Origin of the sequence: Streptomyces sp. NPDC006332, from assembly GCF_040612855.1 — a bacterium.
GTDB lineage: Bacteria > Actinomycetota > Actinomycetes > Streptomycetales > Streptomycetaceae > Streptomyces.
In genome coordinates this window covers 69194-83190 of sequence record NZ_JBEXRA010000021.1, presented here as the reverse complement: position 1 = coordinate 83190, position 13997 = coordinate 69194, and the positions used below count along the sequence as shown (strand labels likewise).

General features: G+C 71.3%; 11 protein-coding genes. 2 read left to right on the top strand and 9 right to left on the bottom strand.

The annotated features are described in order from the left end of the window. Positions 1-401 precede the first annotated feature (401 nt). The 4 genes from ABZ027_RS20435 to ABZ027_RS20420 all read right to left on the bottom strand — a co-directional run bounded on the left by ABZ027_RS20435 (position 402) and on the right by ABZ027_RS20420 (position 5764). The gene (locus tag ABZ027_RS20435; RefSeq protein ID WP_356770199.1) at positions 402-2384 is read right to left on the bottom strand and encodes an NlpC/P60 family protein; all 1983 of its coding nucleotides are present in this window, start codon (positions 2382-2384) and stop codon (positions 402-404) included. Positions 2385-2561: 177 nt separating this feature from the next. Then, entirely contained in the window at positions 2562-3620 is a 1059-nt protein-coding gene (locus tag ABZ027_RS20430) for an NAD-dependent epimerase/dehydratase family protein (protein WP_356770197.1), read from the bottom strand. 58 nt (positions 3621-3678) lie between these two features. Then, a complete protein-coding gene (locus tag ABZ027_RS20425; RefSeq protein WP_356770195.1) occupies positions 3679-3960 on the bottom strand; it encodes a hypothetical protein in 282 nt (93 codons plus the stop codon). A 64-nt stretch (positions 3961-4024) separates the two neighbouring features. Further along, positions 4025-5764 (bottom strand): acyltransferase, encoded by a 1740-nt coding sequence (locus ABZ027_RS20420; RefSeq protein ID WP_356770193.1) that lies wholly within the window; start codon positions 5762-5764, stop codon positions 4025-4027. 136 nt (positions 5765-5900) lie between these two features. Here ABZ027_RS20420 and ABZ027_RS20415 point away from each other — a divergent pair, with 136 nt between their 5' ends. Then, a complete protein-coding gene (locus ABZ027_RS20415; protein ID WP_356770304.1) occupies positions 5901-7112 on the top strand; it encodes an FAD-dependent oxidoreductase in 1212 nt (403 codons plus the stop codon). Between the two features lie 322 nt (positions 7113-7434). After that, the gene (locus ABZ027_RS20410) at positions 7435-8331 is read left to right on the top strand and encodes an RNA polymerase sigma-70 factor (protein ID WP_356770191.1); all 897 of its coding nucleotides are present in this window, start codon (positions 7435-7437) and stop codon (positions 8329-8331) included. 69 nt (positions 8332-8400) lie between these two features. On the opposite strand, the gene ABZ027_RS20405 is transcribed toward ABZ027_RS20410, so the two are convergent. Genes ABZ027_RS20405 through ABZ027_RS20385 form a run of 5 tightly spaced genes read right to left on the bottom strand, consistent with a single transcriptional unit; the run spans position 8401 to position 13795 of the window. Continuing rightward, the gene (locus ABZ027_RS20405) at positions 8401-9660 is read right to left on the bottom strand and encodes a glucarate dehydratase family protein (protein WP_356770189.1); all 1260 of its coding nucleotides are present in this window, start codon (positions 9658-9660) and stop codon (positions 8401-8403) included. Then, positions 9657-10565, bottom strand: coding sequence for a 5-dehydro-4-deoxyglucarate dehydratase (locus ABZ027_RS20400; protein ID WP_356770187.1), 909 nt, complete (start codon positions 10563-10565; stop codon positions 9657-9659). The genes ABZ027_RS20405 and ABZ027_RS20400 overlap by 4 nt, the downstream gene beginning before the upstream one ends. Before the next feature lie 46 nt (positions 10566-10611). Continuing rightward, positions 10612-11556, bottom strand: a complete 945-nt coding sequence (locus ABZ027_RS20395; protein ID WP_356770185.1) for a carbohydrate ABC transporter permease — start codon at positions 11554-11556, stop codon at positions 10612-10614. Continuing rightward, positions 11553-12464: a sugar ABC transporter permease gene (locus ABZ027_RS20390; RefSeq protein ID WP_356770183.1), complete on the bottom strand. Its 912-nt coding sequence runs from the start codon at positions 12462-12464 to the stop codon at positions 11553-11555. Before ABZ027_RS20390 ends, ABZ027_RS20395 begins: the two co-directional genes overlap by 4 nt. Beyond that, positions 12461-13795, bottom strand: coding sequence for a sugar ABC transporter substrate-binding protein (locus ABZ027_RS20385; RefSeq protein ID WP_356770181.1), 1335 nt, complete (start codon positions 13793-13795; stop codon positions 12461-12463). Before ABZ027_RS20385 ends, ABZ027_RS20390 begins: the two co-directional genes overlap by 4 nt. Positions 13796-13997: the final 202 nt, after the last annotated feature.

Here is a 13997-nt window from a genome sequence, read left to right as displayed (position 1 = left end):
TTGCTGTGCACCCTAGGTCAGGCAGAGAGGGGCGTCCAGAGGTGTGCGTGAGTGGGGTGGGGGGCCTGGGGCGCCGCGCCACGGCCTGGTGTCTCCTGGGCCGTCACGCCACGGCCTGAGGCGCCTTGGGCCGCCGCGCCACGGCCTGGGGTCGGCGTCGCGTCGCCCGTGCCGGCGAACGGTGTACCGGCCATGGTCTGGCGGAGGCGGACGCACTGCCCGCTCTGCCGGATGTCGAGCCCGTCCCGTCCTGCACGGCGGCGGGGCAGCGGGCCCGCAGGGCGGCGCGTGGCGGAGACCGGCAGCGATCGAGAAGCGGTGGGCCGGGCCGTGCACGGTCGAAGTGAACCGTGCGCGGCCCGGCCGAGGTGACGGGTGCGGCGCCCTTGCGGCGCCCGGACTCAGGCGGGGCGCACCGCGCCGCGGATCGCCGCCTCGCCGGCGTGGAAGACGGACTCCTCGCGGATGTACGCCCCCGGGCCCGGCGCGTGGATCATCGTGCCGTTGCCGATGAAGAGGCCCACGTGACTGAGGTCGTCGAAGAAGAAGATCAGGTCCCCGGCCCGGGCCTCGTCGAGGGGGACCGCCATGCCGGCGGTCGCCTGTCCCTGCGCGGTGCGCGGGAGTCCGACCCCGGCGGCCTTCCAGGACGCCTGGGTCAGTCCGGCCGCGTCGTACGAACCCGGCCCGGCAGCGCCCCACACGCACGGTCTGCCGATCTGGGCGCGGGCGAAGGCGACCACCTTGGCGGCCTTGAGGTCGTACCCGGCGTCCGGCGCCTGGGCGGCCGGAACGGGCGCGACAGGGGCAGGGGCAGGGGCGGCGGGTGCCGCGGCGGCGTACGCGGCGACCGGGGTCACGGGAAGGCCGGGCGCGAAAGTCTGGTCGGTCGGCGGGCCGGCGGCGTACGCGGGGGCCGGGGTGGCGACCGTGCTCGGGGTGGGGGCGAAGGCGGCCGGGTTCGCGGCGTACGCGGGCGCCGCGGCGGTGGGCAGGCCGGGGGCCGGGGTCACCGGCACGCCGTGTGGCGGCGTGGAGGTCGGGTTCGCCGGGAGGCCCGGGGCGAGCGTGGGGGCCGGAGTGGTCGCCAGGTTCGTGGCGAACGCAGGGGCCGGGGTCACCGGCACGCCGTGCGGGGGCGTGGAGGTCGGGTCGGCCGGGAGGCCCGGGGTGGTCGCCAGGTTCGTGGCGTACGCGGGGGCCGGGGTCACTGGCACGCCGTGCGGGGGCGTGGAGGTCGGGTCGGCCGGGAGGCCCGGGGTGGTCGTCAGGTTCGTGGCGTACGCGGGGGCCGGGGTCACTGGCACGCCGTGCGGCGGCGTGGAGGTCGGGGCGGTGGGCAGGCCGAGGGCCGGGGGCACCGGCACGCCATGTGACGGTGTGAAGGTCTGGTCGGCCGGGAGGCCCGGAGTGGGCGTGGCGGCCGTGCCGGCGGGAAGGGGGCTGGTGAACGTCGGGGCGGCCGTGACCGGCAGCTCCGCGGATTGCGGATAGCTCGGGTTGGCGGACGCGTCCGGCGTGAGGTCGGCGGCCTGCGGGAAGAGCTGCCAGTGGGTGCCGGTCTGGTCCGGGGCCGCTTCCGCGGGGGCGGGCCAGGTGTCCTCGGCGGGGCGGGACTCGATCGCCGGGAGCTGCGTGCCGAGATGTGCGGCGCGATGGGTGGCCAGCAACTCGCGGGCCTGGGTGAGCTTTTGCTGGTTGCGCTGCTTGGTGGCCCGCAACGGCGACGACCCGGCGTCGGTGGCGGGCGCGGTGGACGCCGCGGACAGCGCTCCGGGGGCATCCTGCGCGGGCTCGGGCGCGCTCGGCAGCGCCGGAACGGGTCTGGAGGTCAGCTCGGACGCGGACCCGGCGGTCAGCTCCGGGACGGCCCGGTCGGCCGTCTTCGGTCCTTCGAGGGCGAGGGCGTTCGTCGGCGGCTCCGCCGGGCGGGACGGCCGGGCCTGCGGCGCCCGGGCCGGACGGGGCGGCGTCCGGTCGCGTGGCAGAGCGGCCGGGACGGTCGGGCCCAGCTTGGCACGGGCCACATCGAACCACTGCCGGGCGACGTCACCGAGCGCGGGAGCGGCGGGCTCACGGGCGCTGTCGGTGTCCGGAGCCGCGCCGCGACGCCCCGCGCTCGCGGGCGCGCTGCTCCGCTGGCGCGGGATCGCCGCCGCGCGGGTCGCGTTGTAGTTCCCCGTGTCGCTCTCGGCGCGGTCGTAGAGGCTGTTGACCCGCTGCTGCACCTCGTCGCGGCTCGGCGCGTCGTCTCCCGTGGCGGCCGCCGCGCCCGCGGTCTGCGAGAGCAGGGCCACCGAGGTGAGGGCCGCCGTCGCCAGCGCGGAGTTGCGCATACCCGGGAGACCGTTTCCACCGGGGCGCGAGGTTCGTTCCGGCGCCATGGGGGCCGTACTCCTTCCGTGCTGGGGTACGCGACTCGGCGGGTTCGCCGGAGGGAGTCGTGTGATCCACGAACTAACTTAGCCAACTTGTGTGACTAGTGTGAAGATTGAGGTGCCAAATGTCCGATAGGTTGCTGTGACCTTCATCCCTATGTGCTTTCAGGGGGCATGAATGCGTCATCTCCTGCCGGTGCGGTGTCGCCACGCCTCGTAGTGATCGAGCACAGTCTCCTCGATCGGGCGGTAGCTGAGGCCCAGTTCGCGCACGCTCCTGCTGTTGTCCACCCGGAACCGGATGCCGAGGTGCTTACGGATGTAGTCCTGGGTGAGCCCGAAGGCCGGGCCCAGGATCCGCACCGGCCAGTGCGGGAGGGTGGTTCGGGGCAGGCGCGGATCACGGGGGTACCGGGTGCGGATGACGCGTGCCATCTCGTGGAAGGACGTCATCGTCGGCGCCGCGACGATGTAGCGGCCCTTCGCGTCGGCGTGCTCCGCGGCCGCGATGTGCGCGTCGGCCACGTCCCGTACGTCCGCCGTCGTGAAGCTGAAGTCCGGGGCGCCGTAGAAGAAGTAGCCCTTGAACAGTTCCTCAAGGAGGTACAGGCTGCCCGACTCCGAGGCGGGCGCGAGCGAAGGGCCCAGGATCAGGCCCGGGTTCACGGACACCATGCGCCAGCGGTCCTGGGCCGCCTCCGCCTCCCAGGCGGCCTGTTCCGCGACCGTCTTCGCGTAGTGGTACGGGTTGTTCTCCACCGTGCTGGTGGTGTTGACGTACTTCTCCGACAGCACCTGGCCGTCCATCTCCAGAACGTCGGCGTAGTCGCCGAAGATCGCGCCTACGGTGGAGGTGAACACCAGCCGTTCGACCGTCGGGGTCCGCTCCACGCTCGCCAGCACGTTGCGGGTGCCGAGCAGCGCGGGATCGACCATGTCCCGGCGGCCGTCCTTGATCTTCTCCGGCATGAAGAACGGCGACGCCACATGGAAGACCACCCGGCAGCCGGTCATCGCCTCGTCGAAGGACCCCTCCCGCAGCAGGTCCGCCTCGAACAGGGTCAGCCGGCCGGGAAACGCCCGCCGCATGTCCCACAGCGGGCGCACCTTCGCCGGGTGTCTGACGCCGCGTACGGTGGCGTGGACGCGGTGGCCCCGCTCCAACAGCCGCCGCACCAGATGGCTGCCGACGAAACCACTGCCGCCGGTCACCAGCACGGCCTGCTCCCCGACTTGGTCCACGTGCTCTCCTCTGTCCCGGTCACCGCTCCGTCCGAGGGCGAGACGACCCGCGCCCTTGCTACCCCTCCACATACCCCTCGGTCCACTCGTCCTCGTCGAGGACGGACTCCTGGATGGAGAAGCAGTCGGGTTCGTCGGCGAACCCGGGGAGCCTGCGGGCCCTCTCGATGCGCATCAGCGCGGCCTCGCGGCTCGAATAGGTGCCGAGGAGTTTGACGTCGTCACCGGCCTCCTCGTCGGACCAGAAGTCGTCGGGTTCGGTGAAGTGCCGGATCCCGCCGTCCTCTTCGGCGCGGTGGTGCACATGCCAGAGCAGGTAGACCGTGGTGGTCCCAGCCATCGTTCTCACGCTTTCTTTCTGTCGTCAGGGCTCAGCGGCCGTGCTCTCGGCACCTGCGGCGCCGTCAGCCGTGAGCCTGTCTCCCGGTGCCCCGTCGGGCCGGCTCGGGGCGGTGGATGCCACGTGGGCGGTAGCCGAGTTCGTCGGAGCGGCCCAGCAGGTCGGCCAGGAGCCAGATGATCGCCAGCCACATCTCGGTGCCCTGGAGGCCGGGTTCAGGGCCCGGGCCCGAGACGCCGGGACCGAACCCGAAGCCCCGGCCGTCCTGCCAGCGGGAGAGGGCCGTCTCCAGCTGCCGCTCGGCCCAGGCGCGGATCTCGGCCGTACGGTAGCCGTGGCCGCCGTCCGCCTCGAGCCGACGGGTGCACAGCCACAGGGGGTGGGCGACGTCCAGGACGTTGCAGGCGTTCTCCTGGCCCGCGCCGAAGTACCGCGCGTCGCGGGCGTGGTCCAGGACCGCGTCCACGACCCGTTCCGGGTGCGGCACCGGCAACCCGAACTGGGCGAACGAGCCGCGCGTCAGCCGGTAGTAGCCGTTGACCACCTGCAACCGGCCCGCCTCGGGCGAGGGGGTGCCCCACATCCCGGTCCACGGATCCGCGCGGTCGAGCAGCCACCCGAACAGCGCCTCCACCGCGCCGGGTTCCATACCCCCGTCCCCACTCCCGTCCTCGGAACGCCGCAGGTTCCAGTGGGCGGCGGTGGCCCAGGCATCCACCCAGGCACCGGCGCCCCACGCCTCGTCACGCCAGGGCAACTCGTCCAGTCGGCCGACGAGGTGACGAGCAGTCATCTTCTGTACTGCGCGCACCGGATGGGGCAGGGAGGAGCCCAGCAGGTCGAGTGCGTAGCCGACACAGAGGACGTGGTACAGCGCCGCGCCCGCCCGAGGGAAGCCGTCCTCCGACAGGTTCTCGCCGAACTCCGGCACCAGCCCGGTGCGCGGATCCTGGAGCGCGGCCAGGCGTCCCCTGTGCTCGTCGGCCGTGAGCTGCTCGGGCGCCGATCCCAGGAGCAGGTCGGCGATCTCCACGGCGTCGCAGTGGGCCCGAACGGTGGGCACTTCACCGGGACGGTCGACGTAACGGTCACCGTCCCAGCTGCGGGCGAGGAGGTCGGGGGCCTGGGCACGGACGATGTCGGCGAAACGGGTCAGCTCGTGACCGGCGAGGCTGCTCGACGCGGTACGGCCGACACGGTTCGGTCCGGTGTCGTGCCGGTCGCGGCTCGCCCCGCCGTCCCGTCGGTCGCGGATATGACGGGCCGGGTTCCCGGCGGCCACCGCCCAGGCCGGCAGGTCCCTGGTCACCACCGCTCCGGCACCGATCACACAGTGGTCGCCGATGGCCACCCCGTCCACCACGACCACGTGCGAGCCGATCCACACGTCGTCCCCGATCCTGATGCCCCGGCTGGTGAGGGGCTGTTGGAAGACCGGGCGGTCGGGAGCCATGGAGTGGTTGAAGCCGAGGAGTGAGGTGTGCGCCCCGATCCGGACCCCGCTGCCCAGCACCACGGCACCACGCACGGTCGTGAACGGGTTGAGCGTGCAGTCCTCACCGGCGGTCAACTCCCCGGTCACATAGGCGTGGGCGGCGATGTACGAGCCCTCCCCGAGCCGCAGCCGGTCCGGGAACACCGCCGCCGACTCGGCGACGTAGCACCACTCGCCGATCTCAGTGTCCCCGCCTATCGACTGTTGCCGTTCTCGCTGGGCCGAGCGCTGATCCTCGCTCGCCTCCCCGGCGAACAGCCACGGACAGTGGTCGAAGTGCCGCACGGACGGTACAGGTCGCAGATCCATGAACCGCACGCTAGCGACACCCCCTCGGTAGCGCGGGGAGTGATCTGCCTCACAGGCTGTCACGGCGGTCGCACCGGCGGTGTCTTGAGGCCGAACCCCTGCAGCCGAAGGAGACACCATGACGGAGAACACCGGTATGACGGAGAACGTCGACGTGGTCGTGATCGGTGGCGGATACGCCGGCGTCATGGCGGCCGATCGCCTGACTCGGCGCGAGGGCGTGACGGTGACTCTGATCAACCCGCGCCCGACCTTCGTCGAGCGGATCCGCCTGCACCAGCTGGTGGCCGGTTCGCACGACGCGGTCGTCGACTACCGGGAGGTCCTGGCCGACGGCGTCCGGCTGGTGGTCGACACCGTGACACGCATCGACGCGGCCGAGCGCGCGGTGCGGCTGGCGACGGGCGGCACGGTCACCTACGACTACCTGGTCTACGCGGTGGGCAGTGGCAGCGCCGACCCGACTGTCCCCGGGGCGGCCGAGTTCGCCTACCCGATCGCCACATTCGAGGAGGCGCGGCGGCTGCGGCCGGTCCTCGACGCCGCGCCCGCCACGGCCGCGGTGACGGTCGTCGGCGCCGGCCCGGCCGGCATCGAGACCGCCGCCGAACTGGCGGAGCAGGGCCGCACCGTGACCCTGGTCTGCGGAGAGGTACTCGGCCCGTACCTCCACCGTCGGGGCCGACGCGCGGTGGCCGAGCGGTTCGCCGAACTGGGGGTGACCGTGCTCGAAGGCCCCGACGCGACCGTGACGGCTGTGACGCGCGACGCCGTCCGGCTCAGTGGCGGCCGCGAGCTGCCGAGCGCGGTGACCGTCTGGACCGCCGGATTCGGCGTGCCGGACCTGGCAGCCCGCAGCGGGCTGAGCACCGACGCCCTGGGCCGCCTGCTCACGGACGAGACCCTGACGAGCGTGGACGACGTACGCATCGTCGCGGCCGGCGACTCGGCGGCACCGTCGAACCTGCCCCTGCGGATGAGCTGCCAGGCCGCGATGCCGTTGGGCGCGCGGGCCGCCGACACCGTGCTCAGCCGGATCGCGGGTGAGCTGCCCTCGCCCCTCAACCAGGTGTTCGCCGGACAGTGCATCAGCCTGGGCCGACGCGCCGGCATGTTCCAGTTCGCCCACCGGAACGACGTGGCGGTGTGGTTCCACATCGATGGTCGCCCTGGCGCGAAAATCAAGGAGTTCGTGTGCACGGGCATCGTCAAGCATCTGGCGGGCGAGGCACGCAAGCCCGGTTCGTACAGCTTGCACCGCGTCTCGGGAGGGGCCAAGCGCCGGCAGTTGCTGGAGGCCGAGCACGGTGAGGCGCGGGCCACCGCCGGACAGAAGGTCACGCTCTGAGCAACGGACGAACCCGTGAACCTCGCTCTGTGGCGCACGCGGACCTTCAGCGCGAACACCGGGCCGCCCTCGCCGGACTGCCGGCCGCTGTCGGCCTGACCCTGCCCGCCGTTGTCCACATCGCACCGGTCATGGTGCCGGTTTCCGCCGTCTGCTGGGTTCTGCCGGCGGCGGAGGGCGATGATCACCCATGGCCGCCTCGGCCCCTTCACGTTCGTGATGCTGAACGCGGCCTGCTCGGCGCTCGCGCTCTGCGTCGCGTGGGGCCGCTTCGGCTTTCAGGCTTTCACCGGCCAGTGGCCCCCAGGAAAGGGATCGACAGATGAGCGACCACGCCACCGACCCGGCGACCGAGACCTTCGTCGCCCACCGCAACCTGCTCTTCACCGTCGCCTACGAAATGCTCGGATCCGCGGCCGACGCGGAAGACGTCCTCCAGGAAACCTGGCTGAGATGGGTCAAGGTCGACTTGGAGGAGGTCCGCGACCAGCGCGCCTACCTGGTCCGGATCACGACCCGGCAGGCGCTCAACCGGCTGCGTTCCCTGACTCGCCGCAAGGAGTCGTACGTCGGCCAATGGCTGCCCGAGCCGCTGCTCACCGCGCCGGACGTGGCCGAGGACGTGGAGCTCGCCGAGAGCGTGTCGATGGCGCTCATGCTCGTCCTGGAAACGCTGTCGCCGACCGAGCGCGCCGTCTTCGTGCTGCGCGAGGCCTTCGACGTCAGCTACGACGAGATCGCGGCCGCCGTCGACAAGAGCCCCGCGGCCGTCCGCCAGATCGCCCACCGTGCCCGTCGGCATGTCGAGGCCCGTCGACCGCGCGAGGTGGTCTCCGCGAGCGAGACCCGGGCGGCTCTGGAGGCGTTCCGGCGCGTACTCGAGACCGGGGACCCGCAGGACCTGCTCGACGTGCTCGCCCCCGAGGTCGTCCTCATGGGCGACGGCGGCGGCATCAAGCAGGCCGCACTGCGACCGATCACCGGCGCCGAGAAGGTGGCCCGCTTCATGGTCGGTGGTCTCGGCAAGAACAAGCGCCCGGTCACCGTCGCTCCCACCGTGGTCAACGGCAGCCCAGCACTCCTGGTACGTCTGGACGGCGAGATCGACGGCGTCATGGCCATCCAGGTCGAGGACGCCCGCATCACCGGTCTCTACTACGTCCGCAACCCGGAGAAGCTCTCCCGTCTCGCCTACGAGACCCCGCTCACCCTTCGCTGACGCACCACCAGCAGACGCGGCGGCGTCGGCCCGGGACCGCCGCCCCGGGCCGACGGCACCTGCACCCCCTCACCAGCGCGGGAGCCTGAGCTCGTACTCCGGCTGGATCCGCCGCATGTATCCGGTGTCGTCACGGCCGCGCATCCCGGAATCCACGTACACCCGGTGCTGCCGCTCCAGGGCGTCGTGGTCCAGTTCCACCCCGAGACCCGGGCCGGTGGGGACCTTGACGGCGCCGTCGCGCAACTCCAGCGCGCCGGGGACGATCACGTCGTCCGCCGAGTTCCACGGGTAGTGCGTGTCGCAGGAGTGGTCCAGGTTCGGGATGGCGGCGGCCACATGGGTCATGGCGGCGAGGCTGATGCCGAGGTGCGAGTTGGAGTGCATGGACAGCGCCAGCCCGAACGCCTCGCAGACGGCGGCCAGTTCACGGGTGCGGCGCAGCCCGCCCCAGTAGTGGTGGTCGGTCAGCAGGACCTGGATCGCGTTCTGCTCGATGCCGGGCCTCAGATGCTCCCAGGCGACCACGCACATGTTGGTCGCCAGCGGCAGCGGTGAGTCCCTCGCGACCTCCGCCATACCGGGGATGCCCTGGGTCGGGTCCTCCAAGTACTCCAGTACGTCGGCCAGTTCGCGAGCCACGTACTTCGAAGTCTCCACCGTCCAGGCCGTGTTGGGGTCCAGACGCAGCGGCTGTCCGGGGAAGGCCTTTGCCAGCGCCCTCATCGCGGCGATCTCCTCGTCGGGCGGGAAGACCCCGCCCTTGAGCTTGAACGACCGGAAACCGTACCGCTCCTGCATCAGCCGCGCCTGCTCGACGACGCCGGCCGGGTCCAGGGCCTCGCCCCAGTCGTCGCCGACGGCCGCGCGGCCGTCGAGGGCGGGGTGCTCGGCCCACTTGTAGAAGAGGTACGCGGCGAACGGCACCGAGTCGCGGACCGCGCCCCCGAGCAGGTCGCTGACCGGACGCCCGAGCAGCTTGCCCTGCGCGTCGAGGCAGGCCACCTCCACCGCGGACGTGGTCCAGCCCCGTTCGTGGGAGCTGGGCACGGTCGGCAGCAGGGCGGCGTCGATCGCGGCCGTGACGGCCGTCGTGTCGAAGACGTCCATCCCGACGACCACCTGCGCCGCCGCCTGAAGTCGCTCCAGCCGTACGGTGCCACCGGTCGACTCGCCGAGCCCCACCGTGCCGTCCTCCAGCACGAGTTGCAGGATCACCCGCAGTGCGAGGGGCTCATGGACTCCGTTGGAGTTGAGCAGCGGCGGGTCGCCGAAGGCGATCGGGGTGATGATCAGTTCGCGGATCCTCGTGTCACCTGCGGTGCTCATACGGCGATCACCTCCAGGCCGTGGTCGACGAGCTTCGCGAGCCGGGCGATGTGCTCCGGCGTCGGGTCCAGCAGAGGTGCCCGTACCCCGCCCACGTCCAGGCCGCGCAGCGCCACCCCGGCCTTGACGAGGGACACGGAGTAGCCGGGGACCTCGTCACGCAGGGCGACGAGGGGGCCGTAGAACTCGTCGAGCAGCGTGTTGACGAGAGTCTCGTCGCCGTCGGCGAGCGCGCGGTGGAAGGCCAGGGCGATCTCCGGGGCGAAGGCGAACACCGCGGAGGAGTACAGGTCGACGCCGATACCGCGGTAGGCCGGCGCGGTCATCTCGGCGGTGGGCAGGCCGTTGAAGAACTGGAAGTCCGCCCCGCCCGGTACCGCGCGCACCGCGCGGACGATGCGCTGCATCCGCTCGATGTCACCGACGCCGTCCTTGAGGCCGACGACGTTCGGCAGAGCGGCGAGCTCGGCGGCCGTGGCCTCGGTGAGCAGGGCCGTGCCGCGCTGGTAGAACACGACGGGCAGGCGGGAGGCGGCGGTGACCTCCTCGACGTAGCGCACCAGCCCCCGCTGCGGGGCGCTCACCAGATACGGCGGCAGCAACAGGATGCCGTCGGCGCCCGCCTGTTCGACGCGGGCGGCCTGGTCGCGGGCGACCGGCGTGGGGCCGCCCGCGGCGGCCAGGACCGGCACCCGGCCCGCGGTCGTCCGGGCCGCGACCCGCGTGGCCCGCTCGATCTCGTCGGACGTCAGAGCGTGGAACTCGCCGGTGCCGCAGGCGACGAACACACCGCCCGCGCCCGCGGCCACACCGGCCTCGATGTGCTGGGCGAGCAGTCCCTCGTCCAACGACCCGTCCGCCGCGAACGGCGTGACCGGAAAGAACAGCACTCCGTGGAACTTCATGTCTCCCTCGTGACTACAAGTGTGTGTGGGGGGTGGGACAGCGGGATCAGCCCTTGGTGGCCCCGGCCGCGATGCCGGAGACCAGCGAGCGCTGGAGGAGCAGATAGACGATCAGACTGGGCACGAGGGCGATGACCGCACCGGCGAGCACCACCCCGGAGCCGACCTGGGGGTCGGTGCGCAGGATGGACAGGGCGACGGTGACCGTGTAGTCGGTGGGGTCCTTGGAGGCGATCAGGGGCAGCAGGTACTGGTCCCAGATCATCACGAAGCCGAGCACGCCGGCCACTCCGAGGGCGGGCTTGCACAGCGGCAGGACGACCTGCCACAGCATCCTGAACTCGCCCACACCGTCGAGCCGGGCGGCCTCCTCGATCTCGGTGGGGATGTCCTTCATGAACTCGGTCAGGAGCATCACGGAGAAGCCCCAGGCGCCGAGCGGCAGGATCACGCCCCAGACGGTGCCCTTCAGATCCAGGCCGACCACCGGAACGTGACCGAGGACCAGGGACAGCGGGATCGCGATGACCTCCTCGGGCAGCATCATCGTCAGCATGAACAGGGTCAGGACCAGCGCCTGGCCACGGAACCTGTGCCGGGCCAGCGCGTACGCGGCGAGCACCGACACCGCGAGCTGCAGCAGCAGCGCGCCGCCCGCGATGAACAGCGAGTTGCCGAAGTAGTCCCAGATCCCGCGCTCACCCGCGACCTCGAAGTTCTGCAGCGTGCTGTGGTGCGGGAGGAAGGACAGCGAGGAGCCGCTGGCGTGCGTGGTGAAGGCGCCGGAGAGGATCGTCAGGAACGGCGCCGCGAAGACGCCGAGCGCGATCGCGCACAGCAGGATCCGCAGACCCCAGGAGACGCCCGGCCGGTCGCTCCAGCCGAGCGCGGTGTCGAAGCGTGCGGGGGTGGCGCGCCGGGACTCGGCGGACGTGCCCTTCCCGGCGGCCGGGGCCGATGCCCGGACGGGGTCGATGGCGGGGGCGCTCATCGGACGTCTCCCCTCTTGCGGAAGTAGTTGACCGTGACGGTCAGCAGCAGGGTCACGCAGAGCAGCACCACGGAGGCCGCGGAGGCGCCGCCGATGTCGTTGCGGGTGAAGCCGAGCGTGTAGGCGCGGGTCATCCAGACCTCGGTGGACCCGGCCGGGCCGCCTCCGGTGAGGACGTACACCTCGGTGAACACGCGCAGTCCGCGGATCGCGGCGAGGGTGAGGACGATGCTCAGGGCGGGGCGGATCGCGGGCAGTGTCACGTGCCGCAGCCGCTGCCACAGCGAGACGCCGTCCATCGCGGCGGCCTCGTACAGGGTCCGGTCCACGCCGGCGAGTCCGGCGAGGATGATGACCATGTTGTAGGGGGCGAGCATCCAGATGCTCATGACCATCGTGGCCCACAGCGCGGTGTTCGGGTTGTCGAGGAACTGCGTGGGCCCGAGGCCGAGGAAGCTGAGGCCGTGGTTGATCAGACCGTCGGAGGTCGGGTAGTACAGCAGCCGCCACATCTCGCCGACCACGGCGGTCGCGGTGACCACCGGCAGGAAGACGGCCGTACGCATGATCTTCAGGGACCGTGCCTGGCCTTCGAGGAGCAGCGCCAGCAGGAAGCCGACGACGATCGCGCCGAGGGACTGGCCGAGACCGAGGAGGAGGGTGTGGCCGATGGCGTCCTGGAAGCGGTGGTCGGTCAGGACCCGGGTGTAGTTGTCGAGGCCGACCCACTTGTCCCCTAGGAAGGGCCGCACGTCGAAGAAGCTCAGCCAGACGCCCTTGCCCATGGGCAGGAACTTGAAGACCAGGGCGATCAGCAGCCCCGGGGCGAGGAACACCCAGGGCAGGACGGCCTTCTTGCTGAGGACCCGGGCTCTGCGCGCCACGGGCGGTGTCACGGTAGCGGTCATTTCAACAGGTCCTGGTCCTTGAGGTCACCGGCGAGGGTGTCGTTGAGTTCCTTGAGGCTCGAACTGACGTCGCTGCCGCAGTACGTGAAGATCGCGTTGAGGGTGTCCGCGGTGTCCTGCTTGATGGGGGCGAAGTCGAGCGCGTTCGGGAACTGCTCCGAGGCGTGCTCGTAGGCCTTCTGCACGACGTCCCAGCGGGCGTCGTGGTGCACCTTCGCGGCGTCCAGCGTGGAGTTGGCGGGGATACGCACGACGGGCTGGTGGCCGGCGTCGTCGGCCATGGCGATCTTCTGGCCCTCGGGGGAGACGAGGAAGGCGCCCAGGGCCTGCTCCTGCTTCGTCTTGCCGGTCTTGGCGCCGAAGTAGACGTTCTCGCCCTCGGCCAGCACGTCGGACCCTGCCGGACCGGCGGGGGCGGCCACGACCTCGTACTTGCCCTTGCCGACCGTGCCGTCGAACGTGGCCATGTTGTAGGGGCCGGTGAGGTACATGCCGGCGTTGCCGTCCTGGAAGTTGGTTGCGGTGCCGGTGATGGCCGTGACCGCTCCCGGCTGGATGACACCGTTGTCACCGCAGAAGAGGTTGTCCTTCATCCAGGTGACGGTGCGCACGGCCGCCGCCGAGTCCATGGCCGGGCGGTAGCGGCCGTCGCCGTCCGCTTGGATGATCTTCGCGCCGCCCTGCCAGAGGTAGCTGGCGCCCCACCAGGCGGCGTAGCCGTTCTGGGCGCTGCCGGGGACGACCATGCCGTAGGTGTCGGCCTTGCCGTCGCCGTCGGGGTCCTCGGTGGCGAAGGCCTCGGCGACGGTGAGCATCTGCTGCCAGGTGGTGGGCGCCTTCAGGCCGAGCTTGTGCAGCCAGTCCTTGCGGATCATCAGGGTCATGGCCTGGCGGGAGTAGGGGATGCCGTAGTGCTTGCCGTCCAGGCCCACCGTGGACGACCAGCTCTTGCCGCTGATCTGGTCGCTGCCCGCGATCGACTTGGGATCGACGGGCTTGAGCAGACCCTGCCTCTGGTAGCTGCCCATCAGGGCGGTGTCGTTGATCATGACGTCGGGCAGGTCCTTGGTGGACGCCCGGCTCTGGAGCTGCTGGTCGAAGTTGACGACCGGCTGGTAGTCGACCTTGATGCCGGTCTTCTTGGTGAAGGCGGCGAACACGCGGTCGTAGGTGGCGGCGGAGGGAGGGTCGCTCCGGGTCCACACCTCCAGCGTGTTCGGGCCCGCGCTGCCGGCACTGTCGGAACCGGAGCCACAGGCGGCTGTGGTGAACGCCAGCCCTGCGACAGTGATGACGGCAGTGAGGCGGCGACGTCGTCGGCGATCGCCCATGGGCACTCTCCGTTCATATTCGTGAACTCGCTTCACGAATCTAAATAATCGCCCAAGCTACGAACTGTCTCTTCCGCATGTCAATACATGGCTGAAATGTTTCACCGGTGCCACACCTCAGTGAGGGTGAGCTTGCCCGATGCACGAAACGGGGAGGAACAGGCGTCCAGGCGTACGGCCGGATCTCTCCCATGGGCGGCCT

Excerpts from the sequence above, each read along its gene's own strand:
- ABZ027_RS20435 (WP_356770199.1), bottom strand. The coding sequence starts at position 2,384 with ATGGCGCCGGAACGAACCTCGCGCCCCGGTGGAAACGGTCTCCCGGGT.
- ABZ027_RS20425 (WP_356770195.1), bottom strand. The coding sequence starts at position 3,960 with ATGGCTGGGACCACCACGGTCTACCTGCTCTGGCATGTGCACCACCGC.
- ABZ027_RS20420 (WP_356770193.1), bottom strand. The coding sequence starts at position 5,764 with ATGGATCTGCGACCTGTACCGTCCGTGCGGCACTTCGACCACTGTCCG.
- ABZ027_RS20415 (WP_356770304.1), top strand. The coding sequence starts at position 5,901 with ATGACGGAGAACGTCGACGTGGTCGTGATCGGTGGCGGATACGCCGGC.
- ABZ027_RS20410 (WP_356770191.1), top strand. The coding sequence starts at position 7,435 with ATGAGCGACCACGCCACCGACCCGGCGACCGAGACCTTCGTCGCCCAC.
- ABZ027_RS20405 (WP_356770189.1), bottom strand. The coding sequence starts at position 9,660 with ATGAGCACCGCAGGTGACACGAGGATCCGCGAACTGATCATCACCCCG.
- ABZ027_RS20400 (WP_356770187.1), bottom strand. The coding sequence starts at position 10,565 with ATGAAGTTCCACGGAGTGCTGTTCTTTCCGGTCACGCCGTTCGCGGCG.
- ABZ027_RS20395 (WP_356770185.1), bottom strand. The coding sequence starts at position 11,556 with ATGAGCGCCCCCGCCATCGACCCCGTCCGGGCATCGGCCCCGGCCGCC.
- ABZ027_RS20390 (WP_356770183.1), bottom strand. The coding sequence starts at position 12,464 with ATGACCGCTACCGTGACACCGCCCGTGGCGCGCAGAGCCCGGGTCCTC.
- ABZ027_RS20385 (WP_356770181.1), bottom strand. The coding sequence starts at position 13,795 with ATGGGCGATCGCCGACGACGTCGCCGCCTCACTGCCGTCATCACTGTC.